Source organism: Terrabacter sp. C0L_2, assembly GCF_036352015.1.
GTDB classification, from domain to species: Bacteria; Actinomycetota; Actinomycetes; order Actinomycetales; family Dermatophilaceae; genus Terrabacter; species Terrabacter tumescens.
In genome coordinates, this window is sequence record NZ_CP143557.1 from 1,854,351 (window position 1) to 1,881,285 (window position 26,935).

A 26,935-nucleotide genomic window follows, 5' to 3' on the forward strand; every position below is an offset into this window, starting at 1 on the left:
GGCGGTCAGTCGGTCGACACGCGCAGCACGATCTTGCCGGCGGTGTGGCCCTCCGCGTTGAGCCGGAAGGCGTCGGCCAGCTCCTCGAGCGGGAAGGTCTGAGCGACCGGCACGGTCAGCTCGCCGCGCTCGACGAGCGACGTGAGGTGGGCCAGCTCGGCGCCGTCAGGACGCACCCAGATGTAGTGGCCGCCGGCCTCGGTGACCGAGCCGTCGGCGATCGAGGCGTGCCGTCCGCCCTCGGCGAGGACGGCGGTCGTCACGTCGAGCACCTCACCGACGAAGTCTGCGACGGCGTCGACGCCCTCGGGGGCCAGGGCACGGACGCGCTCGACGACACCGTCTCCGTAGGCGACGGGCTCGGCGCCCAGCTCACGGAGCCGGTCGTGGTTGCGCTCCGACGCCGTCCCGATGACCCGAGCCCCGAGCGAGCGGGCGATCTGCACGGCGAGCGAGCCGACACCACCGGCGGCGGCGTGCACGAGCACCGTGTCGCCGGCGCCGACCTCGAGGCGCTTGAGCAGCCGCAGCGCCGTCAGGCCCGCGAGCGGCAGACCGGCAGCCTCGTCCCACGACATCGACCCGGGCTTCCTGGCCAGGGCCCGGACCGGCACGGAGACGAGCTCGGCGAAGGTGCCGCCGTGCACGTAGTCCTTGCGGGCGTAGGCGAGCACCTCGTCGCCGGGGGAGAACTCCGGGGTGTCGAAGCCGACGGCCTCGACGACGCCCGAGACGTCCCAGCCCGGCACGACCGGGAACCGCACGTCCATGACGGGGTCGAGGCCGCCCGACATGAGCTTCCAGTCGACCGGGTTCACCGAGGCCGAACGCACCCGTACGAGCACCTCACCGGGGCCGACCTTGGGCCGCGGCTGCTCGGTGAGCGCCAGGACCTCGGGTCCGCCGTAGGTGTCGTAGGTCATGGCCCGCATCGTCGGGGTGGCTGCCTCGGTCGTGTCGCTCATCCGGGATCTCCTGCTTCGGCGTGGTGGTTCGTCGTGGTCGTTCGTCGGGGTGGGGCGGCGGTCGTTGCCGCGGTCTCCCCAAGGTCAATGCGCTGTCCATGGCGCGGCATTCCCCGCGTGGCGGCAGCGTCGTCGCAAGGGCTCTCGGCCGGCCGACCGTCGTCGACCCGAGGCGATTTTTCTCCGACCGGGGTCGTGCGTATACTCAACCTCCGTGTCCGGTCGCGCTCGTCGCGGGTGGCACGTCCAGCCGCTTTAGCTCAGTCGGCCAGAGCGATTCACTCGTAATGAATAGGTCGTCGGTTCGATTCCGACAAGCGGCTCGGCCCGAGGCCCCGTCACCTGCGTTCGTCGCAGGAGGCGGGGCCTTCGCCGTTTCCTGCGACTCTGCGCTGGGCGCACGCGTTCGCGTCGGTTGCCGCGCCGCGTGCTGTCGTGCAAAGGGGGCCGACCGGGCCACGCGGCATACGGACCCCGGAATGGCGAAGGAGCCCGTCTGCGCGCGCAGAACGGGCTCCTTCGAGGCTGGTGCGGATGGGGGGGTGCGTGCCAGCCGTGGGGGTGTTACAGGTGTGACAGTAATGAAGCTGTAGGCAGATGTACGGGTTTTCGATGTTTTGGCATGAGAAGTTTGGATTTCGGGCACGCGCCGGGCGGGACGGCCGCCGGGCTCTGGCACAGTGACCCGGTGACCACGACCTCCACGGACCCGACCCCGGACCTCGTGGCGGAGACGCTCGCGGTGGCCTCGGACCGACTCGGGTCGCCGCTCACCGTCGTCGGTGAGCCCTTCCCGGGGAGCCGGCGCACGCTCGTCGTGCGGGCGAGGACCAGCGACGGCAGCACGTTCGTCGTCAAGCGCTACCTCGGGGACGAGGGGGCCGAGGCGTACGCCCGGGAGGCCTCGGCGCTCGCGGCGCTGGCGGGGTTCGGCCGGACCCCTTCGCTCCTCGCGGAGTGCGGGGACCCACGTCTGGTCGTCATGGACGACCTCGGCGAGGGCCAGCACCTCGCGGACGTCCTGCTCGGCGAGGATGCGGACCGCGCTGCGGCGACCCTGGCCGGATGGGCGACGGCCGTGGCGGGGCTGCACCGGGCGGGCCGGCAGGTCCGCGACGCTTTCGAGGCCGGGGTGCTGGCGCGTTCTGCCGGGCCGGTGGAGCTCGACGGTCTGCCGGGCCTCCTCGAGGCGGCCGCGACCGACTGGGGTCGGCTGGCGACAGCTCTGGACGTGCCGGTGGCGGACGGCGCCTTCGACGTGCTGACCACGGTGCCCGGACGGCTGCGCGTCGACGCGAGCAGCCTGTCGGCCGCCGACATGTGCCCCGACAACAATCTGGTGCGCGACTCGGGCCTCGCGCTGCTGGACTTCGAGTTCGCCCTCTGGCGGCCCGTCGTCTGGGACGCGGCCTACCTCCGCGTGCCGTGGCCGACGTGCTGGTGCGCCTGGTCCCTCGAGGCGGCCGCCGCGGACGTGGCGCTCGGTCGCTGGCGCGACGAGGTCGGGAAGTCCTGGCCGGCCGCGCTCGGTCCGGACTTCGACCACGACCTCGACCTCGCGACCGAGGCCTGGGCATGGTTGGCGGGCAGCTGGTGCCTCGCGCCGCTCGTCGACGGCGAGCCCCGGCGCACCCACCCGCTCAAGCCGATGCCGCGCATGCCCGACCGCGTGCTGGGTTTCCTGCGCACCGCGGCGGCCGGGCGCGCCCTGCCCGAGCTCGCCGACACCGCCGTGCAGCTGGCCCGGGCCGTCGAGGCGACGTATGCCGCCACCGACGTGCCGCTCGCGCCCGCCTTCGCCGGGGGAGTCCTCCGATGACCCCGGCGTGGACGACCCGGCGTGCCACGGCAGTCGACGCCGAGGCCGTGGTCGAGCTGCGGGCGCTGATGTTCTCGGCGATGGGCGTGGCCGGCGTCGACGACCCGGGATGGCGCGAGGCGGCCGTCCGCTGGTTCGAGGCCGCGCTCGGCGGGCCGCACGCCTGCGTCGTCGTCGCCGAGGATCCCGGGGGCCGCGTCGTCGCCGGCGCCATGGGCGGGCTGCGCTTCGAGACGCCGTCGCCGGTCAACCCCAACGGCGTCTGGGGACTGGTCAACAACGTGGCGACCCGCCCCGAGGCCCGACGGCGGGGCCTGGCTCGGGCGTGCGTGGTCGGGGTCCTCGACTGGTTCCGCGACGAGACCGAGGCGACCGTCGTCGAGCTCTTCGCCACGGGCGAGGGGGCCGGACTCTACGAGGAGCTCGGCTTCACGCCGACCGCCTGGCCCGCGATGCGGCTGCGCCTGCAACGCTGACCCACCTGCCCCGCCTCAGCTCCTCCGCCCTGGCGGAGAAGTTGAGGCGGTTGGGGGTGCGTGGGGCGCGGTGGGTCCGCCTTGGCGGAGAAGTTGAGGCGGTTGGGGGTGCGTGGGGTGCGGTAGGTCCGCCTTGGCGGAGTTGCTGAGGCGGTTGGGGGTGCGTGGGGTGCGGTAGGTCCGCCCGGGCGGAGAAGTTGGGGCGGTTGGGGGTGCGTGGGGTGCGGTAGGTCCGCCCGGGCGGAGAAGCTGAGGGGGTTGGGGGTGCGTGGGGCGCGGTAGGTCCGCCTTGGCGGAGTTGTTGAGGCGGTTGGGGGCGGCTCTTCCTTACGCGTGTGGCGCGGGCTCGGCCGGGTCGGAGCCGACCTCGGCCTGGGCCCGGTCGAGCACGCCCCTGAAAGCCCACGACACGAGGACCGCGGCGGCCCCGGCGCCGACGGTGACGGCATACGCCGGCGTGTGTCCGCCCCAGTCGGCGAGGCGACCGGCGAGCGCGGCCCCGACCGCGTAGCCGAGCCCGGTGGCGGCGGCGAGGACGGTCATGGCGGCGCCCGTGCGCGACGGCGGCGTCACCCGCTCACCGAGGGTGAACGTCGTGATCATGTACGGCGCGACGGTGCAGCCGAGCACGAGCAGCACGGGCACGAGCGCCGGCAGCGACCCCACGAGCAGCAGCGGGGCCGACAGCACGAGCAGTCCGGCGGCGAACCAGCGCAGCCTGGTCGAGAGCGCGAAGCGGGCCGGCAGGCCTGCGACGGCGAGGCCCGCGAGGACGCTGCCCACGCCGAGGAGGGCGTGGAAGTAGCCGGTCAGTCCGGGGGAGCCGGCTGCCGTGGCGAGCACCGACGTGCCCGTCTGGACCGACCCGAAGACCGTGCCGACGAGCAGCTGCGCCACGCCGAGGACGACGAGGGCCGGCGTCAGCAGGCGGCCGACCTCACCGGTGCTGCGCGACGTCGCCGCGTGCGTCACGTCCGCCGTCTCGTGCAGCGCGAACCACGTGCCGAAGACCGCGAGGCCGGCGGCTGCGAGGGCCAGGGCCGCGGTCGGGCCGGCCACGGACACGCCGAGCCCGACGAGCGCCGGACCGAGCACGAACGAGGCCTCGTCGGCCGCGCCCTCGTAGGAGAAGGCAGCGTCGACGAGACGGTGCTGCCGCGAGCCGGTGGCCGCGGTGATGGGCCGCCACCGCACGCGGGCGAGCGGACCGATCTGCGGCAGCAGCAGGCCCGCGACCGCGCTCGCGACCGCCGCCACGCCCCAGGGCAGCCCGGCGGCCACGACGACGAGGATGCCGACGATCCCGATCCCGCCCCCGATGGACTGGAACGCCACGACGCGGCGCTGCCCGAGCCGGTCGGCCCGGGCACCCCAGAAGGGGGCCCCGACGGCGTTGGCCACCGCGAGCGCGCCGGCGCAGAAGCCGCCGGCGCCGTAGCTGCCGGTGGCGGACGACACGAGCAGGAGGGTGCCCAGCTGGCTCATGGCGAGCGGCATGCGGGCGAGGAAGGCGACGACGATGTACGTGCGGCCGGTGAGGCCGAAGAGGTGACGGTACGAGTCGATGGGTGACACGAGGGCGGCTCCGGATCTGGTCGCGGGGTGCGCGACGCGGGTGCGTGCCTACCCGCCCATCAGGTCACGCCGGATCCCTGTGCACCTCGATTCTACGGGGTCGGCAGGGGTGCGTCCTGCCGCCGTCCGTCGGGGCGCGTCCGGGACCCTCACGAACCAGCTCGGCACGAAGCGGCCCGGCACGAACGGGAACGGGCGGGCACCCCCGTGTGGGAGTGCCCGCCCGTGCGGCCGTCACAGCGACCGCCGGAGCGGCCGTCGGTGATGCAGCGTCAGCGCAGCGGAGCCGGCTTCGACGAGGTCGCCCTGGGAGCCGTGCGGCTCGCGAACGCCTGCATCGGGGAGCCGGCGAGGTTGGGCGAGATGTCGAAGCGACCGGCGACGTCGACGAGGACGTTCGTCGTGCCGGCGTTGTTGTAGATGTTGAACTTGCGGAGGTCGCTCAGGCCGAACATCGTCATGTTGGCCACGGTCTGGCCGGCCGCCGGGTTGAGGTTGCTCGAGGAGGAGCGGGTGGTGCCGTTCTCCCACAGCGTGAGGTACGTCGCGGCCGTCGGGCCCACGGCGGTCGTGTTGGCGACGAGCGCGTAGGTGCTGGCGTTGGCGACCGTGGTCGGGGCCGTCACCGTGCGGGTCGTGGCGGCGCCGAGGGTCGTCGTGCCGACGCTGGTGCGCGTGTCGACGATGCGCTTCGGGGTGCCGGCGCTGCGGAAGCGGAGGCCGTCACCCGTGGCGTAGAGGCCGACGACGTCGACGATGACGTCGACCTTGCCGTTGCTCGAGTTGCCGACGGCGAAGTCGATGAGCGGCGTCGTGTTGTCGGAGGCCAGACGGTGCGTGACCGGCACGAGCACCATGTTGGACGTCGTCATGCCCGCCGCGAAGTTGAGGTTGGAGGTGTTGGGAACCGCGTTCTCGTCGCCGTTCCAGGCGGTGAGGTAGCCCTTGGTCTCCGGCTTGACGGCCGTGACGTTGACGGCGAGGGCGGCGATGCCGGGGGTGTCGGGGCCGTAGTCGATCGACTGCACGACGTAGGTGCCGGCGTCGAGGGCGTGGACGTTCGCGTCGGTGCGGGTGTCGAGGACGCGCCACGGGTCGTCGGGGAAGTAGTCGTCGGCGCCGGCGGGCTTCGTCGTCGTCGAGCCGACGTAGTAGCCCTGGACGTCCGCGATGACGTGCGTCTGGCCGACGGCGTTGCGGATGCTGACCCAGCCGTCGCTGCTCACCGGGACGGTGACGAGGTTGGCGCGGGTGTCACCGGCGACGAAGTTGAGGCTCGAGGCGTTGGGGACGGCAGCGCCCTTGGGGTAGGCGACGATGTTGCCGGCCCGGGTGGGGCCGGTGACCGTGAGGTTGAGCACGACGGCCATGACGCCCGAGGACGGCAGGCCACCGCGACCGTTGACCTTGAGGTTGAAGACCTCGCCGGCGTTGAGCGGCCGCGCGAGCGACCCACCGCGGGTGTCGAGCAGACGGCTCGGCTTGAGCGAGACGAACTGGCCGTCCGCGACGCCGGTCGTGGCAGCCGGGGACGCCGAGAGCGAGGGAGCGGCCGTGGCCGTCAGCGCGCCGCCGACGCCGGCCGAGGTGAGGATGAGGGCTGCCGAGAGCCCAGTGATGACAGACCGCCGCACGGCAGGTCCCCCTGTTCACGAAAAGCTGCCCCTGCGGCAGCGTGCCTGCGGAAGGTATCACCGGCAGGAGACACCCGTGGGCGTTCGCGTGCCACTTGTGACCTCATCGACGCGCTGTCCGGTTCGGGGTGATCAGTCCCGGATGTGGTGAGCGGTGCGGACGGAGGGGGAGAGCCGGTAGATCACCTCGACGAGACCGGCGCCGGCTGCGCCGATGGCGAGCGACTGCCACATGAGCGGCAGGGGTGCGTCGAGGTTGAAGAAGCGGGCCGCGAAGGGCCAGAGGAAGGCCGTGACCGCGAGCGCGACCATGGCCGCGACGAGCGCCGCCTTCCAGGGCCGGAAGGGGCGGGAGAGCACGACGAGGATCCAGAAGAAGACGGTGAGCAGCGTGATGGTCGCGCCGCTGCCGGGCTGCCAGCACTCGACGTCAGCGACGGCCTTGGCTCCGGCCTCGACGGTGCACCGCTCGGCGAACTGGTCGCGCGGCACCCCGTAGCTGCTGCCGGCTAGCAAGTAGGACGCGATGACCGCGAGGCCCGCGACCGCCCCGGACGGCACGGCGAAGCGCAGGATGCGACCGAGGAAGCCGGAGAGGTAGCGGCGCCGGTTGGGCCCGAGCGCGAGGAAGAACGCCGGGATGCCGATCGTGACCGCCGAGACGAGCGTCAGGTGGCGCGGCAGGAACGGGAACGGCACGGCGATCACGGCCGCGGCGAGGATCGCGACGAGGCTCATGGCGTTCTTGGCGACGAAGAGGTTGGCGACGCGCTCGACGTTGCCGATGACCCGTCGCCCCTCGGCGAGCACGTCGGGCAGGTGCGAGAAGCGCCCGTCGAGCAGGACGAGCTCGGCGACGGCCTTGGTGGCCTGCGCGCCGTTGCCCATGGCCACCCCGATGTCGGCGTCCTTGAGGGCGAGCGCGTCGTTGACGCCGTCCCCGGTCATTGCGACGACGTGGCCGTCGGCCTGCAGGGCGTGCACGAAGGCCCGCTTCTGCTCCGGGGTGACCCGCCCGAAGACGGAGTGCGTGGCCAGCACCTCGCGCAGGGCCTCGGGCTCGTCGGGCAGCGTGCGTGCGTCGACCGGCTCGCCGACGTCGAGCCCGACCGAGCGCGCCACCGCAGCCACCGTGACGGGGTTGTCGCCCGAGATCACCTTGATCGCGACGTCCTGCTCGGCGAAGTAGGCGAGCGTCTCCGCCGCGTCGGGTCTCACCTGCTCGGTGAGCGTCACGAGCGCGGCCGGGGTCAGGTCGGGCGGCAGGGTGGGCTCGGCGAGGTGCTGCTCGCTGCGGGCGAGCAGCACGACGCGGCGGCCCGAGTCGGCGAGCCGGGCGACCTGTGACCGGATCTGCTCCAGCACCTCGGGGGGTGACGGCTGCGGGTCGGCGGCGAGCAGCACCTCCGGCGCGCCGAGCACCCACGTCGAGCGCTGGGCGAAGCAGGCCGCGCTCCACTTGCGCGAGGAGTTGAAGGGGATCGTCTGCGTGCGCTCCCAGCCGGGGGAGTCGACGGCCGCCGCGACCGCGGTCAGCGTGCCGTTGGCGTTGGGGTCGTCGGCGAGCGCGCCCAGGGCGCAACGGATCTCGTCCCCGTCCTGCCCGTCGAGGGTGTGGGCGTCCTCGAAGGCGATCTCGCCGGCGGTCAGCGTGCCCGTCTTGTCGAGGCACACCACGTCGACGCGGGCCAGGCCCTCGACCGCGGGGAGCTGCTGCACGAGCACGTTGCGTCGCGTCAGCTGCACGGCCGAGAGCAGGAACGCCACCGAGGTCAGCAGCACGAGGCCCTCGGGCACGAGGCCGACGACCCCGGCCGCCGAGCGGATGACGACCTCGCGCCAGCCCTGGTCGCCGACGGTGCGCCACTGCGACCAGATCGCGATCGGCAGGGCGGCGACGATGACCCACGTGATGTAGGTCAGCAGCGTGTTGATCGACTCCTGGATCTCGGAGCGGGTGCGCGTGAACTTCCTTGCGTCGGCAGCGATCCGGTTGACGTAGGCGTCGGCGCCGACCTTGCTCGCGTGGTAGCGGCCCGACCCCGCGACGACGCTCGTGCCCGACATGATGGCCTCACCCTCGTCGTGGGCGACGGGGTCGGACTCGCCGGTGAGGTTGGCCTCGTTGAGCTCGAGCCCGGCGCTCGCGATGAGCGTGCCGTCGGCGGGGACCTCGTCGCCGGTGCGCAGCTCGATGAGGTCGTCCTGCACGACGTCCGTCGTCGCCACGACGCGCACCTCGCCGTCGCGCACGACACGGGTCGTCGGGGCGTTGAGCAGGGCGAGCCGGTCGAGCTTCCGCTTCGCGAGGTACTCCTGGACGATGCCGATGGCGGAGTTGACGACGAGGACGATCCCGAAGAGCCCGTCGGCGAACGACCCCGTGACCATGACGAGGACGAACAGCGCCCCGAGGATCGCGTTGAAGCGGGTCAGCACGTTGGCGCGCACGATCTCGCCGATGGAGCGCGATGTGCGCTCGGTCAGCCGGTTGACGGCGCCGCGCCCGACCCGCTCGGCCACCTCCGCGCTCGTCAGCCCGTCGGGCCCGGTCAGGGTGGGTGGGCCGGCAGTCACGGGCGGCGTCCCGGGTGTCGTCACCGACCCATTGTCGTATGCCGGGTCGCCGGCTCCGGGGTGGAACGCGCACGAGCGCTCGGGTGGGGGCGCACGCAACCGGGCGACACGGCATACGCCGTCGGTCGGGTGAGGGCGCGAGGCGGCCATCGGACCCGAGCGGACAAAGGTTACTGATCGGTCTTCGGACGACGGCGGGGGCGTTTCTCGGATCGTGGGACGATGGGAGGCGTGACTGAGTCGATCCAACGTGCCCGCGCCACCACTGCCTCCTACTCGATCACGATGCGGATCCACGCCGGGACCGACCCGGCGGTCATCGGCGCCCTCGCCGTCAAGGTCGCCGAGAGCGGCGGCATCACGACCGCGCTCGACATCGTCGACTCGCACCCGGACCGTCTCGTCATCGACCTCACCTGCTCGGCGAGCAACGCCGAGCACTCCAACGAGGTCGTCGACGCCGTCGAGACCCTCGAGGGGGTCCGCGTCCACAAGGTCTCCGACCGCGTCTTCCTCATGCACCTCGGCGGCAAGATCTCCGTCGAGTCCAAGGTCAACCTGCGCAACCGCCAGGACCTCGCGATGGCCTACACGCCCGGCGTCGGCCGCGTGAGCCAGGCGCTCGCCGAGCACCCGGAGGACGTGCCGAAGCTGACGATCAAGGGCAACTCGGTCGCCGTCGTCACCGACGGCTCGGCCGTGCTGGGCCTCGGCAACATCGGCCCGATGGCGGCGCTGCCCGTCATGGAGGGCAAGGCGGCGCTCTTCAAGCGCTTCGCCGACATCGACGCCTGGCCGATCTGCATCGACACGACCGACGTCGACGAGATCGTGCGCACCGTCGAGCTCATCGCCCCCGGCTTCGGCGGCATCAACCTCGAGGACATCGCCGCCCCGCGCTGCTTCGAGGTCGAGGCCAAGCTGCGCGAGCGCCTCTCGATCCCGGTCTTCCACGACGACCAGCACGGCACCGCCATCGTCGTGCTCGCCGCCCTGAAGAACGCGCTGCGCTGCATCGACAAGAAGCTGCCCGACGCGCGCATCGTCGTCTCCGGCGGCGGCGCCGCGGGCTCCGCGATCGTCCAGCTGCTGCTGGCCGCCGGCGCCATCGACGTCACCGTCTCGGACCGCCCCGGCCTGCTCAACAAGGCCGACGAGTCGCTCACCCCGGCGTGGCGCGAACTCGCCGAGAAGACCAACCCGCGCGGCCTCACCGGCACCCTGCGCGACGGGCTCCAGGGCGCCGACGTCTTCATCGGCGTCAGCGCGCCTCGGATCCTCCAGCCCGAGTGGATCGACGAGATGGCCGACCAGCGCATCGTCTTCGCGCTCGCCAACCCCGACCCCGAGGTCGACATCTACGAGGCGACGCAGCGGGCGACGGTCGTGGCCTCGGGCCGCAGCGACTACCCGAACCAGATCAACAACGTGCTGGCCTTCCCCGGCGTCTTCCGCGGCCTGCTCGACGCGCGCGCGACCGACGTCACGACCGAGATGCTCATCAAGGCGGCCGACGCCATCGCCTCGGTCGTCACCGACGAGCAGCTCAACCCGAACTACATCATCCCGAGCGTCTTCCAGCCCGACATGAGCAAGACCGTCGCCAAGGCGATCGTCGACTGCGTGCCCAAGGCCCCGGCGCAGAGCATCCCGATGACCGGCGCCAACTGAGGAGCACGACCGACCGGATGACGAGCACGACCCAGCCGGCCCAGCCGGGGCAGCGCTATCCCCTCGACGGCCGCCGCGCCTGGGCGGTCTGGGCGGCGGCCATCGCCGTCTACGTCCTGGCCGTCTTCCACCGCACGTCCCTCGGCGTCGCCGGGCTCGAGGCCGCCGACCGCTTCGGCATCAGCAGCGCGCAGCTGTCGACCTTCACGATCGTGCAGGTCTTCGTCTACGCCGCGATGCAGCTGCCGGTCGGGGCGCTGCTCGACCGATACGGCAGCAAGAAGCTGCTCGGTCTCGGGCTAGGGCTGCTCACCGTCGCGCAGCTCGGCTTCGCCTTCGTCGACTCCTTCGCGGCGGCGCTGGCCTGCCGCGTGCTGCTCGGGATCGGCGACGCGATGGTCTTCATCTCGGTGCTGCGCCTCGTGGCGCTGTGGTTCTCGCCGCGGCGCACGCCGATGGTGACCCAGCTGACGGGCGTGCTCGGGCAGCTCGGCGCGCTCGCCGCTGCCGGCCCGCTGGCCGCCGCGCTCGACCACTTCGGATGGACCCCGTCGTATGCCGTGGCCGCGTCGGTCGGCGTGCTCTCCGGGGTCGCGCTCGTGCTCGTCGTCAAGGACAGCCCCTACACCGACCACCACCGCGACGAGCTGCGCCTGCGCGCGATCGCCCGCACCCTCAAGGCCGCGTGGCTCGTGCCCGGCACCCGCCTCGGGCTGTGGTCGCACTTCACGTCGCAGTTTGCCGCCAACATGTTCACGATGTTGTGGGGCTTCCCGTTCCTCGTTGCAGGACAGGGACTCTCGCCGTCGACGGCGAGCGTGCTGCTCATGGTCATGGTCGTCACGACCGTCGTCTCCAGCCCGGTCATCGGCACGCTCACGATGCGCTACCCGTTCTCGCGCAGCACGCTCGTGCTGTGGATCGTCGCCGCCGCGATCCTCGCGTGGACCGTCGTGCTGCTGTGGCCCGGGCGCGCACCGCTGTGGATGCTCGTCGTCCTGGTCGTGCTCATCGCCATCGGCGGCCCCGGCTCGATGATCGGCTTCGACCTGGCCCGCACCTTCAACCCGCCGACCCGCATCGGCAGCGCGTCGGGCATCGTCAACACGGGCGGCTTCATCGCGACGCTGACGGCGGTCGCCCTCGTCGGTGTCGTCCTCGACCGGGTGGCGCCGGGCGGACCGTCGACGTGGGACGTCGACGCCTTCCGGCGCGCGATGACGGTGCAGTACCCCGTGTGGGCGCTCGGCATCGTGCAGGTGCTGCGCTACCGGCACAAGGCGCGGCGTGCGGCGCTGGAGGCCGACCCCGACGCCTACGCGGCCATGCAGGCCGGCCGCAGCGTCACCTTCCACTGACAGGCCCCCACCCCCGCTCCCTCCAACCGTCGAGAGGCCACGTCCAGCCCCTCCTCCACCGTCGAGAGGCCACGTCCGGCCCCTGCTCCACCGTCGAGTGGCCACGTGTGGCCCCTCCTCCACCGTCGAGAGGCCAGAGTTTGCGGGTCGTGGACGGACGAGTGGTCGGTGTCCCCGGTCTAGCCTGCGCACCAGGAGGAGCGATGGCGACGTGGACCGACGTGGAGGAGCTGGCCGCCCGCCTGCCCGGGGCCGAGGCGACGGTCGCCCACGAGGGCTCGCCCGCCTGGCGGGCCGGACGGCATACGTTCGCTCGTCTGCGGCGGGACGACGACGGGCGCGACCTCGTCCAGGTGTGGACGGGCGAGATGGACACCGAGCAGGCGCTCGCGGGTCGGCGCGACACGTTTGTGTGGATCGACACGTTCCGCTTCCGCGTCACGATGTGGGCGCGACTCGACCGGCTGGACCGGCGCGAGCTCGCCGAGCTGCTGCTCGAGTCCTTCGACATCCGCGGTGGTCGCCGTCGACGCGGGGACACCGACCTCGCCGACCTCCTGCGCTGAACCGTCGAAAGGCCACAAACCGGGGTCGCCCTGCGCGGGGGCCGCGGTTCGTGGCCTCTCGACGGGTGGAGCGGGTGCGGTCAGGCGTCGCCGACCGTGAGGGCCTCGGCCTCGGTGCGCGAGGTGACGGCCTCGGCGCCGTGGTCGGGTGCCTCGTCGAGCGCACTGATGATCCGGCGGGCCGTGAGGAGCACGAGGACCGCGAGCACGACCGCGCCCGAGCCCACCCAGAACGGCAGGTGGATCGACTTCTCGCCGAGGTTGCCGGCGAGCCACGGGGCCACCGCGCCGCCGCTGAAGCGGACGAAGGAGTAGGCCGCGGACGCGACGCCACGCTCGACCGGGGCGACCTTCATGACCGTCTCGGTGATGAGGGTGTTGTTCACGCCGAGGAAGGCGCCGGCGAGGATGACCCCGATCACGAGGACCGTCTTGTTCTCCGTCGCGACCGCCATGACCGCGAGGATGACGGCGAAGCCGAGGAGCGCCCCGACGATGCCGGCCATCGTGCCGAAGCGGCGCTGGACCATCGGGGCCACGAAGACCGACGTGATCGCGAGCAGCAGGCCCCAGCCGAAGAAGATGAAGCCGATCTCGTGGGCGCCCATGGCGAGCGGGAAGGGCGTGAAGGCGAGGAGGGTGAAGAAGCCGAAGTTGTAGAGCAGCGCCGTAATGCCGACCGTCAGCAGGCCGCGGTGGCCGAGGGCGCGCAGCGGCGCGGTGATCGACGTCGGGTTCTCGGCCGGCGGCGTCTTGGGCAGCGTCGCGACGGTGGCGATGAAGGCGACGGCCATGAGGACGGCGACGCCGAAGAACGGCCAGCGCCACGAGATGCCACCGAGCCAGCCGCCGAGCAGCGGGCCGGTCGCGATGCCGACACCGAGTGCGGCCTCGTAGAGGATGATCGCCTGCTTGACCGAGCCGGAGGCGGCGTTCACGATCGTCGCCAGGGCGGTCGCGATGAACAGGGCGTTGCCGAGGCCCCACAGGGCGCGGAAGGCGACGATGCCGCCAACGGTGTCCTGGCTGCCGGCGAAGGCCGCCCCGACGATGATGAGCGCGAGGCCGAGCAGCAGGGTGCGCTTGGCGCCGACGCGGCTGCTGACCCAGCCGGTGCCGAGCATCGCGATGCCCATGACGGCGAGGTAGCTCGTGAAGAGCAGCGAGACCTGCGAGGGGCCCGCACCGAGCTCGTCGGCGATCGGCTTGAGGATGGGGTCGACGAGGCCGATGCCCATGAAGGAGATCACGCAGGCGAAGGCGATCGACCAGACGGTCTTGGGTTGGCGCCACATGGTGGTGGTCATCCGTCCTTTCGGGTGGGGTGGGGGACAGGGGCGTCCGCCGCGGCGGCGAGCAGCTCGTTCATGACGTCGATGGCGACGCGGACCCGGTCGAGGGCCGGTCCGTCGAGCTGGTCGAGGGCGGGGGACAGGACGGCCAGTCGGGCCCGGCGCACGCTCTCGAGCGCGGCGTGGCCCTCGTCGCTGAGGGAGATCACCGTGGCGCGCGCATCGTCGGGGTCGGACGCGCGGTGCACCCAGCCCGACGCCTCGAGGCGCTGGAGCTGGCTCGTGATCGTCGGCTGGCTGCTGTGATCGGCGGCCGCGAGGGCGCTGACGCGCGAGGGTCCGAGCTCGTCGAGGAGGGCGAGCAGCCGGGCCTGCGCGAAGGGCACGTCGAAGGACGCGTGCCGGCTGGCCCAGCGCGAGAGTCGCGCGGCCGAGCGCAGCAGGTCGTTGCCCAGGGTGGTCGGTTCGGTCACCCGCTCCAATTTACATAGACAACCTATGCATATCAAGTCGCGACACCGCTGAGGTGGGTCGGGGCGCTCACTCGAGTGGGACAGGGCGCTCACTCGAGTGCGGCGGGGCGCTCACTCGAGTGGGGCGGGGATGGGGTGGGTCAGGCGAGCTGGCGCAGGACCGCGTCGGAGATGTCGGCCAGGTGGTCGAGGTCGGAGAGGTCGAGGACCTGCAGGTAGAGGCGCTCCGCGCCCGCGGCCTCGAACGTCGCGAGCTTCTCGACGACCTCGTCGGGCGAGCCGGCGAGACCGTTGGTGCGCAGCTCGTCGAGGTCCCGGCCGATGGCGTCGGCCCGCCGTCGCAGCGTCGCGTCGTCGCGGGCGACGCAGACCACCTGCGCGGCCGACATCGTCAAGGACGACGGTTCGCGTCCCGCCTCGCGAGCCACGTCACGCACGCGTTCGAACAGCCGGCCCGCGTCGTCGGCCGACACGAACGGCGCGTTGAACTCCGCGGCATACCGCACCGCGAGAGCGGGCGTGCGGCGCTTGCCGCCGCCACCGATGATGATCGGGACGCCGCCGGGCTGCACGGGCTTGGCGAGCGCGGGGGAGTCGGTGATCGGGTAATGGTTTCCCTTGTGGCTGAACGTCTTTCCCGGCTCGGTGGCCCACAGTCCGGTGATGACGGCGAGCTGCTCCTCCAGCCGGTCGAAGCGCTCGCCGAGCGGTGGGAAGGGGATGCCGTATGCCGTGTGCTCGGCCTCGAACCAGCCCGCGCCGAGTCCCAGCTCGACGCGTCCACCGCTCATCTGGTCGACGCCTGCGACCTGGATCGCGAGCGGGCCGGGCAGACGGAAGGTCGCGGAGGTGACGAGGGTGCCGAGGCGGATGGTCGAGGTCTCGCGGGCGAGGCCGGCCAGGGTGGTCCAGGCGTCGGTCGGTCCCGCTCCTCCGTCACCGCCCATCGACAGGTAGTGGTCCGAGCGGAAGAACCCGCTGAAGCCGGTGTCTTCGGCCGCCCGGGCGACGGCGAGCACGTCGTCGTAGGTGGCGCCCTGCTGGGGCTCGGTGAAGATGCGTAGGTCGAGGGTCATGACCCTGCAACCACGGTTCAGTCGCGAACAATCCCATCGACGACGACCTCGAGCATGGGGCGCACGTCGAGCTCCGTGCGGCTCGTGTCGGCGACGCTGGCGACACCGCTGACGAGGCGCATGATGTTGGCGGCGTCGACGCCGGGACGGAGCTCGCCATCGGCGCCGAGGTGGTCGATGACGCGGCGGTTGGCGTCGCTCATGACGCGGCACTTGCGGTACATCGGCGAGGCCGGGTCGTCCATGGCGGCGCAGATCTTGCTCGCGGCCCCACGGTGCAGGGTGATGTGGTCGATGAAGTGCTCGAACCAGTCGAGCAGCATCTGCCGGGCGGGCAGCCCTGTCGCGATCGCTGCGTCGGCGTCGGCTGCGACGCGGTCGGTCCAGTCCTGCATGAGCGCGTCGACGAGGGCTTCGCGGGTGGGGAAGTGGCGGTAGAGGGTGCCCGGCCCCACTCCGGCGCGCTTGGCGATCTCGTCGAGCGAGGAGTCGGTGCCGCGCTCGGTGAAGACGATGCGGGCCGTCGCGAGGATCTTGTCGTAGTTGCGCCGGGCGTCGGCGCGCATCGGGCGAGGAGATTTCCCCGTCGATTCCTGGGCTGGTCCGTCGGCCGAATCCCCTTGGGCGGCAACGGATCCCGGCGACGGATCGAGCGTCGCCTTGCCGGCTTCGGCAGGCGTCACGAGAAAACTCCCTTGCTAAAACGGAGACTGTCTCCGTATTGTTGGTCGAGCAGAACCGGAGTGGTTCTCCGCTAATCGTAGCGCCGACCGTCGTCACAGAGGAGTCCGGCACCCATGACCACCATGATCCAGCCCACCCGACAGGCCCGCCGCGTCCACCTGTCGCACCTCGCCACCACCCACCGCGCGCCGCTCGTGGCCCGCCCGGAGACCGGCGCCGCCGCCACTTCGGCCCGCGCCGCGACCGGTGGCCGTGCGACCCGGACCCGCGCCGCCGCCTTCACCCCGATGACCCGCGACCCGCTCACCGCCCCGACGCCGCGCCCCCAGTTCCAGCACCACGAAGCCTGAGGCAGAACATGTCGCCCACCACCACCCCGCCCGCCACCCGACCGCCCGTGGCAGCCACACCGTCCGTATCTGACCGCACGGCCCGCCGCGGCGCCATCGGCCTCGGCGTCGTCCTCGTCGCCCAGCTCATGCTCGTGCTCGACGCGACCGTCGTGAACGTCGCCCTCCCGCACATCCAGACCGACCTCGGCTTCACGCCGGCTGGCCTGTCCTGGGTGCTCAACACCTACACCCTCGCCTTCGGCGGCCTGCTGCTCCTCGGTGGGCGGCTCGGTGACGTCCTCGGGCGCCTGCGCAGCTTCGAGATCGGCCTGGCGATCTTCACCGTCGCGAGCCTCCTCGGTGGCCTCGCGACGTCCCCGGCGTGGCTCATCGCCTCGCGCACCCTCCAGGGCGTCGGCGCCGCCCTCGCCGCCCCGAGCGTCCTCGCGCTCGTGACGACGAGCGCCCCGAACGAGGCCGCGCGCAACCGCGGCCTGGCCCTCTTCACCGCGGTCTCGTCCGCCGGCGCCTCGATCGGCCTGCTCCTCGGCGGCGCGCTCACCGACTTCGTCAGCTGGCACTGGACCCTCTTCGTCAACGTGCCGATCGGCGCCGTCGTGCTCGTGTTGGCCCGTCGCTTCGTCACCGAGACGCCGCGCGTGCGTGGCCGCTTCGACGTCGTCGGCGCCGTCACGGCGACGCTCGGCTCGGTCGCCGTCGTCCACGGCTTCATCAGCGCCGCCGACCGCGGCTGGGCGGCGCCGCTGACGCTCGCGTCGTTCGTCGTCGGCCTCGGCCTGCTCGCACTCTTCGTGCGCACCGAGAGCCGCGTCCCGGCGCCGCTCCTGCCGATCGCGCTCGTCCGTGACCGCACCCGTGGGGGAGCGCTCGTGCTCATGGCGCTCGTCGTCGGCGCCCAGTTCTCGACGTTCTTCCTCGTGACGCAGTACCTCCAGCTCGTCCTCGGATTCAGCCCCGTCGCGACCGGCGCCGCGTTCCTGCCGCTCAGCCTCGCGATCTTCGCGACGTCGCGGGTCAGCGCCCGCCTCGTCGCCAAGGTCGGTCCGCGCCCGATGCTCCTCGTGGGCACGCTCGGGCTGACGGCGAGCTTCGTGTGGCTGAGCAGCATCACGACGACGAGCACGTATGCCGGCCACCTCCTCGGCGCCCTCGTGCTCAACGGCGTCTCCGCGGCCCTCGTCTTCATGCCCGTCACCGTCGTCGTCCTCGGCGGCGTCGACCGGGCGCAGGCGGGCACCGTCTCGGGCCTGCTCCAGACCGCGCAGCAACTCGGTGGCGCCGTGGGCCTCGCGGCCATCGTGAGTGTCTACGCCTCCAAGGCGGTCCCTGGCCAGTTCGTCCCCGGTGTCGAGCCGGCGTTCCTCACCTCGGCCACCTTCACCCTCGTCGCCCTGCTCGTCGCGGCCCTCGTGCTGCGCCCCCGCCCGGCGCGGTCCGTTGCGCAGCCGCAGCCGCAGCCGACGCGCGAGAGCGTCGCCGTCGCGGCCGCGGACGGCACCGAGGCCAGCTGACCCCCGCCACCTCCTGAACCGAACGCGGCGTTCGGTCTCGAACTCACCGGCAGAACCCGGTGTTCGAGACCGAACGCCGCGTTCGCGCATTCGGGGTGGGCGGGGTCAGGCCGCGCAGCGCCGGGTCAGCCGTGTCGGCCGTGTCAGCCGAGGCGGGCCGCGGACCGCTCGGCCAGCGTCTCCGCATCGACGACCTTGGCGGCCTCGGGCGACGTCGACACGACGCTCACCGAGACCCGCGTCCCGGTGCGCACGACCGAGACGAGCTGGCGCAGCAGGTGGTTGTCCTGGTCGAAGTCCATGGTCCAGCGCTGCCCCTCCGAGCCGTCCGGGAGGGTGACCTGCACCGGTGAAGACGCCCGGAAGCCGACGCCCTTCATCCCCTCGTTCGACGGGTCGGTGCACTGGGTGCGCCAGTCGAGGACCTCGGACACCATCTGCTGCGCGTCGGCCGTCTCCCGGAAGTCGAGCACGTACTGGTCGGCGTAGAGGTCGCCGCTGTCGGCCTGGGCGGAGTACATCTTCCGGAGGCCGTACTGCGCCTCCGGGCTCTTCGTCTGGCACGCCGTGATCGTCGCCTGCCCCGCGCCCGGGGCGGTGTGCAGCTGCGCCGTGGGCCAGCCGGCGGCCACGTAGTCGTTGGCGACCATGAGGCTCTTCTCGGAAAAGGCCGCCCGTGGCGACGACGCGGACGACGGGGACGAGGGCGTACGCGTGGGGCTCGGTGTCGTCGTCGTGGCGCGCGTCGTGACGGGCGCCGCTGCGGAGGCGGGCGGCGCCGTCCGGGTGGTCACGGCGGTGGAGGTTCCGCTCGTCCGCGGAGCCGCCGTCGTGGCCGACGAGCCGCCGACGCCGGTGCTCGGGCCGGTGCCGGCGCTCGGGGTGGCCCCGGCTCCGGTCATCCCGTGGATGAGGACGCCGGCCGCGACGCCCGCGACGGCAGCCGTTGCGAGCACGGCGGCGACGGTGGTGTTCCTGCTCTTCATGGTCTCTCCCTGTGGTCGGCCCGCGTGGGCCGGTCGGCCGGGTGCCCGTGCCCGGTGCCCGGTGCCCGGTGCCCGGTGCCCGGTGCCCGTGCTCCGGTGCCCGTGCTCCGGTGCCCGTGCCCGGTGGTCCCGCGCCCTCCGGCGTGGGTGTGTTCACGGATGGAGATGCGCCGGCGCTCCCATTTGTTGCCGGCGACCGTCCACCGGTGTCAGGCCAGGCGCTCGACGAGGTGCCCGCGCATGAAGGCCCGCGCGTCGTGGATGCGCGCCTTGGCCGTGCCGAGCGGCACCCCGGTGATCTCTGCGACCTCGTCGTAGGGCAGCTGCCCCAGGTCGCGCAGCACGAAGGACTCCACGAGGTGCGGCTTCGCGGCCTCCATTGCCTCGAGCGCCTCCATGAGGTCGACCCGTGACCCGGCCATGACGCTCGTCGTGCGCGGGTCGAGGGCCTCGGGCAGCACGGCCACGGCCTGCTCCGACCCGCGCCGCTTGAGCGAGCGGTAGGTCGAGCGGGCGCTGTTGGAGGCGATGACGGTCACCCAGCCGACGAACGAGCCCGCGCCGGAGTACGACCGGAGCTTGGTGGCGATCGCCACGAGCGCGTCCTGGCAGGCCTCTTCGGCGTCGGCCCGGTGGGGGAGGAACTTGGCGCAGCGCCGCATCACGAGCGGCTCGAGCGCGCGCATGAGGTCGTCGACCGCGTGCGGGTCCCCGTCGAGCGCGGCCAGCCTCAGCCGCTCCAGCGTGTCGGCCTCGGACACCTCGTCCTGCAGCACCGTCTGCTCCGTTCCCCTGACCGGTCGGCCACCCGCGCGAACGGATGGGCCATGATGACGCGATGGAGGCTATCGGTCGATACCAGCTCCGGCACCGTCTGGGCGCCGGTGCGTTCGCGACGGTCTGGCTCGCGCACGACCCCGACCTCGCCGTCCCGGTGGCGGTCAAGGTACTCGCCGACAACTGGAGCGCCGACCTCGACATCCGCCAGCGCTTCCTCGCCGAGGCCAGGCTCCTGCGCCGCCTGTCGGACGACCGGGTCGTGCGCGTCCACGACCTCGGCGAGCTCCCGGACGGTCGCCCCTACTTCGTCATGGACTACGTCGACGGCGGCACCGTCGCCGACGTGCTCAAAGCGGTCGTCGCCTCCGACGAGGCGCGGGATCCATTGCGGGCCCTGGCGATCGGGGCCGACGCGGCACGCGGGCTGCACGTGCTGCACGAGCACGGCGTCGTCCACCGCGACGTCAAGCCGGGCAACCTGCTGCTGACCCAGCGCGACGGCCGCGACCACGTCGTCATCGCCGACCTCGGCATGGCCAAGGCCCTCGCCGAGTCCTCGGGGCTCACCGTCACAGCCGGCACGCCGGCCTACATGGCGCCCGAGCAGGCCTACGGCGCCAAAGGATTCGACGAGCGCGCCGACGTCTACGCCGCCGCGGCCGTCACCTACGCGCTGCTCACCGGGACGGCGCCGTATGCCGTCGACGGCGGCCTGCTGAGCATCGCCACCCGTGACCCCAAGCTCTCACCCGCGGCGGTCGGTCCGGTCGCCGGCACCCCGCGCGAGCTCGACGAGCTGCTCCGCTCGGCGCTGGCCCACGACCCGGCCCGCCGACCACGGACCGCGCTCGAGCTCGCGGACCGGCTGGACGGCATACGCCATCGGCTCGAGAGCGAGGGGCCGGGCGCGGCGCCCGCCACGACGTGGGGCGGGGGCGCGCTCGCGGGCCTCGCCGCGGCGACCTTCACGGTCTTCACGCTCGCGACATGGCTGACCCTCCGCCTCCTCGGGTGAGGTGACGGAGGGTCGGCAGCGGTCGTGCGGGCTCAGTGCCCCTGCGGCATGGCCCAGCGAGCCGTCGACGTGCCCTGCTCCTTGGCGCGGTCGAAGGCCTCGCCGATGATCTTCTCGGCGGCCTCGCGGTTGCCCCAGTCGGAGCCCTCGACGTGCTTGCCGGGCTCGAGGTCCTTGTAGCGCTCGAAGAAGTGCTGGATCTCGTCGAGCGTGAACGTGCTGACGTCGGAGATGTCCTGGACGTCGGCGGTGCGCGGGTCGACCGGCACGCAGAGCACCTTGTCGTCGCCACCGGCCTCGTCGGTCATGTGGAAGACGCCGATCGGGCGGGCCTCGACGACGACGCCCGGGAAGACCGGCTCGGGCAGCAGCACGAGGGCGTCCAGGGGGTCGCCGTCCTCGCCGAGCGAGTCCTCGATGTAGCCGTAGTCGGCGGGGTAGGCCATCGGCGTGAAGAGGTAGCGGTCGAGGCGGATGCGACCCGTCTCGTGGTCGACCTCGTACTTGTTGCGCTGTCCGCGCGGGATCTCGATGGTGACGTCGAACTCCACGTCTTCCCCTTCTTCACGGTCTTCGGGTGCTGTCTCTGGTGCGGCGCGCGTGCCGGAGCACTCGCCTGCGGCTGACAGAATCGTCCGCGACAGTGTGTCAGCAAGGACCGGCCTTGCGCGAAACAGCACGGACGACGGACGGGGGTGGGCAGGCATGGCACGAGAGTCGAGGCCCGGACGCCGCGCCCCCCGCCACACCTACGGCGCGGCCGTCGTGGGGTCGCTCGTGACCATCCTGCTGGGGTATGCCGTGCTCGACGTCGCCGACGCCGCGCCCGGTCCGCTGACGCTGCGTCCACTGCCGCCGCCCGCCCCGACCGAGTACGTCGCGAAGCGCACGCTGCCGCTCGTGGAGCAGCCGACGCTGCCGACCTCGGTCGAGGCGCCGCTGCCGGCGCTGGCCGGCGAGACCGCCGCCCCCTCGGCCGACGGCATCGACCGGGCCCTCGCCGCGGTCCGGGCCATGCCGGCCCTGCGCGACTCGGCCCTCGTCGTGCGCGACGGCCAGAGCGGGGAGGTGCTGCTCGACCAGCGCGGTGACGAGCTGCGCATCCCGGCCTCGACCACCAAGCTGCTGTCGGCCGCCGCCATCGGCCGGACGTTCGCGCCCGACGCGACGTTGCGGACCGTGGTGCGCGAGGGCGACACGCCCGACCAGATCGTCCTCGTCGCGGGCGGCGACTCGCTGCTCGCCCCGGGCAAGGGCGACCCGCAGGCCGTCGCCGGCCACGCCGGTCTGGGCGACCTCGCCGACCAGGTCGCCTCGGCGCTGGACGCCCGCGGCACGCGCGCCGTCACGCTCTACGTCGACGAGACGTATGCCGACGGCCCGACGACCGCCCCGACGTGGGGCTCGACGTTCCGCAGCTCGGGCATCACCGGCGCGGTCGCCATGCTCGGCCTGTCGAGCCAGCGGGCCCGGGGCGGCGCGCCCGGCCCTGCCGACCCCGTGCTCGCGGTGCGGACGGCCTTCACCCGCCTGCTCGAGGCCCGTGGCGTCGACGTGACGGTGGCGGCGCGTGGCCGGGCGCCCGGTGTCGCCGGCTCGCCGATGCCGACACCGACGACAGGACCGACGCCGACCACCTCGGGATCGGACACGGCGACACCCGACGACGGCGCGACCTCGGGCGACGGCTCCGGCGACGGCTCCGGCACGGCCACGCCCTCGGCCACGGCGGGCGTCCCCACCCAGGGCCCGGGTGCCGTCCTCGGCAGCGTCACGTCGGCGCCCGTGCGCGAGCAGCTGGCCCTGGCCCTGACCGACAGCGACAACGCGCTGACCGAGATCCTCGCCCGCCAGGCGGCCTACCGCTCCGGCTCGGCCACCGACTTCGCGGCCGTCGGCACGTGGGTCGTGTCGCAGGTGGCCGCGCTCGGGCTCGACACGACGGGCGTCACCCTCTCCGACGCGAGCGGGCTCTCGCGCGAGAACCGCGTGCGTGCCTCGCTGCTGTCCGACGTGCTCGTGCTCGGCTACGACGGCAAGCACCCGGTGCTGCGCCGCGCCCTCGACGGGCTGCCCATCGGTGGCCTGACCGGCACCCTGGCGGGCCGGTTCACCGGCCCGGACCACGACGCGGCGGGCCGCGCGCGCGCCAAGACCGGCACCCTGACGGGCGCCAACGCGCTCGCCGGAAGCGTCGTCGACGACGACGGTCGGCTCATCGTCTTCGTGGGTATGGTCGCCGGAGTGGGAACCAACGACGCTCGGGCGGCGTTGGACCGTCTGGTGGCGACGCTCGCCTCGTGCGGGTGTCGCTGACGGGCCGAGAGGCCGTTCGGGGACCGGGTCAGCGACGACGTTCGTGACCTTTCCGTGAGCGGGTCCTGGCCCTCCAGACACCTCGCGCGACGTCGACATCGTCACGGCACGGAAAGGGCTGGCATGACCGACACGACCCACCCGACCCCCGCGGACGCCCGCCGTCCTGAGCGCTCGGGTGGTGGTGCTCCGGCCGCGTCCGTCGACTACGAGTTCGCCAAGCGGACCGGGCGCGCCATCGTCAACCCCGGGCCCCAGGTCTCGAGCGACGAGGCCGCCGCCATCGTGGCCGACCTGCGGGCGGCCGCAGCGTCGGCCGTCGGCCCCGTCGCCGAGACCAGCGCGCTCACGGCCCCCGCCGGTGCACCCGACCCGCTCGTCGTCGACCGTGCGGGCTGGATCAGCGCCAACGTCGACTCGTTCCGGTCGATGCTCGACCCCGTCGTCGACAAGCTCAACGCGACGAAGAAGTCCCCGACGAGCGCCACGGCGGCCGCGATCGGCGGCAAGGTGACCGGCGCCGAGATGGGTGGCCTGCTCGCCTTCCTCTCGAGCAAGGTGCTGGGGCAGTACGACCTCGCGCCCGGCGGCACGCCGCGCCTGCTGCTCGTGGCCCCCAACATCGTCGCGGCCGAGCGGCGCATGGGCGTCGACCCGACCGACTTCCGCCGCTGGGTCGCCATGCACGAGGAGACCCACCGGGTGCAGTTCACCGCGGTGCCCTGGCTGCGCGACCACATGGTCTCCCGCACCCAGGCCCTCGCCGTCGACCTCGCCCCCACCCCCGAGGACCTCTCGAAGCGCTTCGAGCAGCTGACGAAGAACCTGCCCCAGGTGCTCAGCTCCGGCGAGGGTGTCGGCCAGCTCTTCGCGACGCCCGAGCAGAAGGCGCAGATCGCCGAGCTGACCGCCGTCATGTCGCTGCTCGAGGGCCACGCCGACGTCGTCATGGACGCCGTCGGGCCCCGGGTCATCCCGAGCGTCGACGAGATCCGGCGCAAGTTCGACCAGCGCCGCAACAGCTCGGTCGGGGTCGACCGGCTGCTGCGCAAGCTGCTCGGCCTCGAGGCCAAGATGCGGCAGTACCGCGACGGCGCCGTCTTCGTCCGCGCGGTCACCGACCAGGTGGGCCGCGACGGCTTCAACGCCGTCTGGTCCTCGCCCGACACGTTGCCCCGAGCCGCCGAGATCCTCGAGCCCGACGCCTGGGTGCGCCGGGTCCACGGCTGAGCGATGCGAGGTTCCGCAGACATGCCCGGTCCCGATCCCGCCGTCGCCGCCACCCGCCTCGCCGTGCGCGAGCACCTCGCCGACGTGCCCGAGGGCGGCGTCGTGCTCGTCGCCTGCTCGGGTGGCCCCGACTCGGTGGCGCTCGCCGCCGCGCTCGCCTTCGAGGCGCCGCGGGCCGGCGTCCGCGGTGGTGCCGTCGTCGTCGACCACGGCCTGCAGGAGCGCTCCGCCGTGGTCGCGGAGGAGGCGGCCGCCCTGTGCCGCGAGATGGGGCTCGACCCCGTCGAGGTCGTCCGCGCCGAGGTCCGCACGAGCGGCGCCGGCCTCGAGGCCGATGCCCGCTCGGCGCGCTACGCCGCCATCGAGGCGGCTGCCGACCGCGTGGGCGCGTCCATGGTCCTCATCGGCCACACGCGTGACGACCAGGCCGAGCAGGTGCTCCTCGGCCTGTCCCGTGGCTCGGGCGCCCGGTCGCTCAGCGGTATGCCGGTGCGCCGCGACCGCTTCGTCCGTCCCCTCCTCGCCCTGCCGCGCGCCACGACGCTCGCCGCCTGCGCGGCCTACGGCATCGACCCGTGGGACGACCCGCACAACAGCGACGACTCGTTCCGCCGGGTCCGCGCCCGCCGCCTGCTCGCGACCCTCGAGTCCGACCTCGGTCCGGGCTTCGGTGCTGCCCTGGCGCGCAGTGCCGACCTGCTGCGCGAGGACGCCGACTACCTCGAGACGTTGGCGATCCGGGCGCGGGCCGACCTGCCCACCGGACCCCAGGGCGAGGGGGTCGACCTCGACGCCCTCGCGTCCCTGCCGCGGGCGATCCGCACCCGCGTCTGGCGGCTGCTCGCCGCCGAGGCCGGCGCGCCGCTCGCCGACGTCAGCGCCGCGCACGTCGAGTCGCTCGACGCCCTGCTGACCTCGTGGCACGGACAGGGCCCGCTCCACGTGCCCGGCGGCATCGCCGTGGCGCGCACCGGCGGGGCCATCGTCTTCAGCCCGCTCCGCGAGACCGCCAACGCCTGAGCGCCGACGCCTCGCCGCCGACGCCCGACTGCGTGGTGTGAGGCCCGTCGCCGGGTGCGGTTGAATGGGTCCCGCACCGCATGCCCCCGCAGCACCCCGCACCACATGGAGGAGCCTTCGTGGACCACGAGCACATGGGAGACGACCTGGCCAAGGTCCTCTACACCGAGGAGCAGATCCAGGCCCGGCTCGCCGAGCTCGCCGCCGACATCTGGAAGGACTACGAGGGCAAGGACTTCCTGCTCGTCGGTGTCCTCAAGGGTGCCGTCGTCGTCATGGCCGACCTCATGCGGGCGCTGCCCGGAACGGCCCCGATGGACTGGATGGCGGTCTCGTCCTACGGCTCCGGCACCAAGAGCTCCGGCGTCGTGCGCATCCTCAAGGACCTCGACACCGACATCAGCGGGCGCCACGTGCTCATCGTCGAGGACATCATCGACTCCGGCCTGACGCTCTCGTGGATCAAGTCCAACCTCGAGTCGCGCAACCCGGCCTCGGTCGAGATCTGCACGCTCCTGCGCAAGCCCGACGTCGTCAAGGTCGACATCCCCGTCAAGTACGTCGGCTTCGACATCCCCAACGAGTTCGTCGTCGGCTACGGCCTCGACTACGCCGAGAAGTACCGCAACCTGCGCTGCGTCGGCACCCTCGCCCCGCACGTCTACGCCTGACAGGACGGGTCACCGTGACCTTCTCGATCGTCGCCCGCCAGGGTGAGGCGCACGGCATCGCCGTCGCGAGCAAGTTCCTCGCCGTCGGTGCCGTCGTGCCCGGCGCACGCCTCGGCGTCGGCGCCGTCGCGACCCAGTCCTTCGCGCGCGTCGCCTACCTCGAGGAGCTGCTCGGCCGCCTGGCCGCCGGGGAGCCGGCCGACGAGGCGCTCGCCGCCGCGACGGCGCTCGACGAGGGCCGCGAGACCCGTCAGGTCGGCGTCGTCGGCCTCGGCTCGGCCGCGACGTTCACGGGTTCGGAGTGCAACGCGTGGGCCGGCGGCGTGGCACGCGACGACGGCGACACGGCATACGCGATCCAGGGCAACATCCTGACCGGGCCCGAGGTCGTCGAGGCCATGGAGCGCGCCTGGCACGACACGGCGGGGGAGCCGCTCGCGCGTCGCCTGCTCGCCGCTCTCGTGGCCGGCGACGCGGCCGGCGGCGACTCGCGTGGCCGCCAGAGCGCAGCCATGTATGCCGTCGAGCCGGGTTCGGGCTACGACGCGTGCGGGGTGCTCGCCGACCTGCGCGTCGACGACCACGCCGACCCCGTGACCGAGCTCGGTCGCCTGCTCTCGGACTGGGAGATGTACTTCGGCAAGCCCGAGGACGTGCAGGCGCTCGAGGGCGAGCTCGCGGACGAGGTGCGCGAGCGGCTGGCCAGGCTGGGCTTCACCGACCCCGACGTCGCGACGGCGCTCGCCGACTGGGCCGGAAACGCCAACTACGAGGCGCGCCTGAGCCCCGACGGGATCGACCGGCGCGTCCTCGAGGCCCTCCGCGCCGCCACCGCCTGACCCGCGACGCCACGCCGACCGGGCACCCCGGCGCCGACCCTCGACGGA

Annotated in this window: 24 protein-coding genes and 1 tRNA gene; 14 read left to right on the top strand and 11 right to left on the bottom strand. The window is 72.9% G+C overall.

All coding sequences use genetic code 11. The features are described 5' to 3' along the window. Positions 1-5: 5 nt before the first annotated feature. Entirely contained in the window at positions 6-932 is a 927-nt protein-coding gene (locus U5C87_RS08610; RefSeq protein ID WP_330476671.1) for an NADP-dependent oxidoreductase, read from the bottom strand. 282 nt (positions 933-1,214) lie between these two features. Between U5C87_RS08610 and U5C87_RS08615 the strand changes: the two genes are divergently transcribed. From U5C87_RS08615 to U5C87_RS08625, 3 genes are all read left to right on the top strand, one after another. Then, a tRNA-Thr gene (locus U5C87_RS08615) sits at positions 1,215-1,288 on the top strand. Positions 1,289-1,653: 365 nt separating this feature from the next. Beyond that, complete coding sequence (locus tag U5C87_RS08620; protein ID WP_330476184.1) at positions 1,654-2,784, top strand: phosphotransferase; 1,131 nt, start codon at positions 1,654-1,656, stop codon at positions 2,782-2,784. Further along, complete coding sequence (locus U5C87_RS08625; protein WP_330476185.1) at positions 2,781-3,260, top strand: GNAT family N-acetyltransferase; 480 nt, start codon at positions 2,781-2,783, stop codon at positions 3,258-3,260. The genes U5C87_RS08620 and U5C87_RS08625 overlap by 4 nt, the downstream gene beginning before the upstream one ends. A gap of 327 nt (positions 3,261-3,587) precedes the next feature. Here U5C87_RS08625 and U5C87_RS08630 read toward each other — a convergent pair whose 3' ends face one another. The 3 genes from U5C87_RS08630 to U5C87_RS08640 form a co-directional block, all read right to left on the bottom strand. Further along, positions 3,588-4,835 (bottom strand): MFS transporter, encoded by a 1,248-nt coding sequence (locus U5C87_RS08630; protein WP_330476186.1) that lies wholly within the window; start codon positions 4,833-4,835, stop codon positions 3,588-3,590. 272 nt (positions 4,836-5,107) lie between these two features. Next, the gene (locus U5C87_RS08635; protein ID WP_330476187.1) at positions 5,108-6,469 is read right to left on the bottom strand and encodes a hypothetical protein; all 1,362 of its coding nucleotides are present in this window, start codon (positions 6,467-6,469) and stop codon (positions 5,108-5,110) included. Between the two features lie 132 nt (positions 6,470-6,601). Then, positions 6,602-9,070, bottom strand: a complete 2,469-nt coding sequence (locus tag U5C87_RS08640) for an HAD-IC family P-type ATPase (RefSeq protein ID WP_330476188.1) — start codon at positions 9,068-9,070, stop codon at positions 6,602-6,604. Positions 9,071-9,268: 198 nt separating this feature from the next. On the opposite strand from U5C87_RS08640, the gene U5C87_RS08645 reads away from it, so the two are divergent. The 3 genes from U5C87_RS08645 (at position 9,269) to U5C87_RS08655 (ending at position 12,641) form a co-directional block, all read left to right on the top strand. Further along, a complete protein-coding gene (locus U5C87_RS08645; RefSeq protein WP_052358404.1) occupies positions 9,269-10,717 on the top strand; it encodes an NAD-dependent malic enzyme in 1,449 nt (482 codons plus the stop codon). A 17-nt stretch (positions 10,718-10,734) separates the two neighbouring features. Continuing rightward, the gene (locus tag U5C87_RS08650; RefSeq protein WP_330476189.1) at positions 10,735-12,075 is read left to right on the top strand and encodes an MFS transporter; all 1,341 of its coding nucleotides are present in this window, start codon (positions 10,735-10,737) and stop codon (positions 12,073-12,075) included. Positions 12,076-12,278: 203 nt separating this feature from the next. Next, complete coding sequence (locus tag U5C87_RS08655) at positions 12,279-12,641, top strand: hypothetical protein (protein ID WP_330476190.1); 363 nt, start codon at positions 12,279-12,281, stop codon at positions 12,639-12,641. An 80-nt stretch (positions 12,642-12,721) separates the two neighbouring features. Here the strand turns inward: U5C87_RS08655 and U5C87_RS08660 are convergent, their stop codons facing one another. The 4 genes from U5C87_RS08660 to U5C87_RS08675 all read right to left on the bottom strand — a co-directional run bounded on the left by U5C87_RS08660 (position 12,722) and on the right by U5C87_RS08675 (position 16,048). Then, the gene (locus U5C87_RS08660) at positions 12,722-13,948 is read right to left on the bottom strand and encodes an MFS transporter (RefSeq protein WP_330476191.1); all 1,227 of its coding nucleotides are present in this window, start codon (positions 13,946-13,948) and stop codon (positions 12,722-12,724) included. Continuing rightward, complete coding sequence (locus U5C87_RS08665; protein WP_330476192.1) at positions 13,945-14,406, bottom strand: MarR family winged helix-turn-helix transcriptional regulator; 462 nt, start codon at positions 14,404-14,406, stop codon at positions 13,945-13,947. The genes U5C87_RS08660 and U5C87_RS08665 overlap by 4 nt, the downstream gene beginning before the upstream one ends. Positions 14,407-14,546: 140 nt before the next feature. Then, positions 14,547-15,482, bottom strand: a complete 936-nt coding sequence (locus U5C87_RS08670) for an LLM class F420-dependent oxidoreductase (protein ID WP_330476193.1) — start codon at positions 15,480-15,482, stop codon at positions 14,547-14,549. Between the two features lie 17 nt (positions 15,483-15,499). After that, the gene (locus U5C87_RS08675) at positions 15,500-16,048 is read right to left on the bottom strand and encodes a TetR/AcrR family transcriptional regulator (RefSeq protein ID WP_030195527.1); all 549 of its coding nucleotides are present in this window, start codon (positions 16,046-16,048) and stop codon (positions 15,500-15,502) included. Between the two features lie 231 nt (positions 16,049-16,279). On the opposite strand from U5C87_RS08675, the gene U5C87_RS08680 reads away from it, so the two are divergent. Next, positions 16,280-16,516 (top strand): hypothetical protein, encoded by a 237-nt coding sequence (locus U5C87_RS08680; protein WP_330476194.1) that lies wholly within the window; start codon positions 16,280-16,282, stop codon positions 16,514-16,516. A gap of 47 nt (positions 16,517-16,563) precedes the next feature. Beyond that, positions 16,564-18,030 carry an MFS transporter gene (locus U5C87_RS08685; protein WP_330476195.1) on the top strand — a complete coding sequence of 489 codons (1,467 nt, stop codon included), beginning with the start codon at positions 16,564-16,566 and terminating at the stop codon, positions 18,028-18,030. Positions 18,031-18,173: 143 nt separating this feature from the next. Here U5C87_RS08685 and U5C87_RS08690 read toward each other — a convergent pair whose 3' ends face one another. Next, on the bottom strand, positions 18,174-19,016 hold the full coding sequence (locus U5C87_RS08690; RefSeq protein ID WP_330476196.1) for a hypothetical protein: 843 nt from the start codon (positions 19,014-19,016) through the stop codon (positions 18,174-18,176). A gap of 209 nt (positions 19,017-19,225) precedes the next feature. Then, positions 19,226-19,792 (bottom strand): RNA polymerase sigma factor, encoded by a 567-nt coding sequence (locus U5C87_RS08695; RefSeq protein ID WP_330476197.1) that lies wholly within the window; start codon positions 19,790-19,792, stop codon positions 19,226-19,228. A gap of 62 nt (positions 19,793-19,854) precedes the next feature. Here U5C87_RS08695 and U5C87_RS08700 point away from each other — a divergent pair, with 62 nt between their 5' ends. Continuing rightward, positions 19,855-20,811 (top strand): serine/threonine-protein kinase, encoded by a 957-nt coding sequence (locus U5C87_RS08700; RefSeq protein WP_330476198.1) that lies wholly within the window; start codon positions 19,855-19,857, stop codon positions 20,809-20,811. 32 nt (positions 20,812-20,843) lie between these two features. Here U5C87_RS08700 and U5C87_RS08705 read toward each other — a convergent pair whose 3' ends face one another. Further along, on the bottom strand, positions 20,844-21,362 hold the full coding sequence (locus U5C87_RS08705) for an inorganic diphosphatase (RefSeq protein WP_020145122.1): 519 nt from the start codon (positions 21,360-21,362) through the stop codon (positions 20,844-20,846). A 154-nt stretch (positions 21,363-21,516) separates the two neighbouring features. On the opposite strand from U5C87_RS08705, the gene U5C87_RS08710 reads away from it, so the two are divergent. The 5 genes from U5C87_RS08710 (at position 21,517) to U5C87_RS08730 (ending at position 26,887) form a co-directional block, all read left to right on the top strand. Beyond that, on the top strand, positions 21,517-23,127 hold the full coding sequence (locus U5C87_RS08710) for a D-alanyl-D-alanine carboxypeptidase/D-alanyl-D-alanine-endopeptidase (RefSeq protein WP_330476199.1): 1,611 nt from the start codon (positions 21,517-21,519) through the stop codon (positions 23,125-23,127). A 123-nt stretch (positions 23,128-23,250) separates the two neighbouring features. Then, on the top strand, positions 23,251-24,357 hold the full coding sequence (locus tag U5C87_RS08715; RefSeq protein WP_030195548.1) for a zinc-dependent metalloprotease: 1,107 nt from the start codon (positions 23,251-23,253) through the stop codon (positions 24,355-24,357). Positions 24,358-24,378: 21 nt separating this feature from the next. Beyond that, on the top strand, positions 24,379-25,377 hold the full coding sequence (tilS, locus tag U5C87_RS08720; RefSeq protein WP_330476200.1) for a tRNA lysidine(34) synthetase TilS: 999 nt from the start codon (positions 24,379-24,381) through the stop codon (positions 25,375-25,377). Between the two features lie 119 nt (positions 25,378-25,496). Further along, complete coding sequence (gene hpt / locus U5C87_RS08725) at positions 25,497-26,048, top strand: hypoxanthine phosphoribosyltransferase (RefSeq protein ID WP_030195553.1); 552 nt, start codon at positions 25,497-25,499, stop codon at positions 26,046-26,048. Between the two features lie 14 nt (positions 26,049-26,062). Then, positions 26,063-26,887 carry a DUF1028 domain-containing protein gene (locus tag U5C87_RS08730; protein ID WP_330476201.1) on the top strand — a complete coding sequence of 275 codons (825 nt, stop codon included), beginning with the start codon at positions 26,063-26,065 and terminating at the stop codon, positions 26,885-26,887. Positions 26,888-26,935 lie beyond the last annotated feature (48 nt).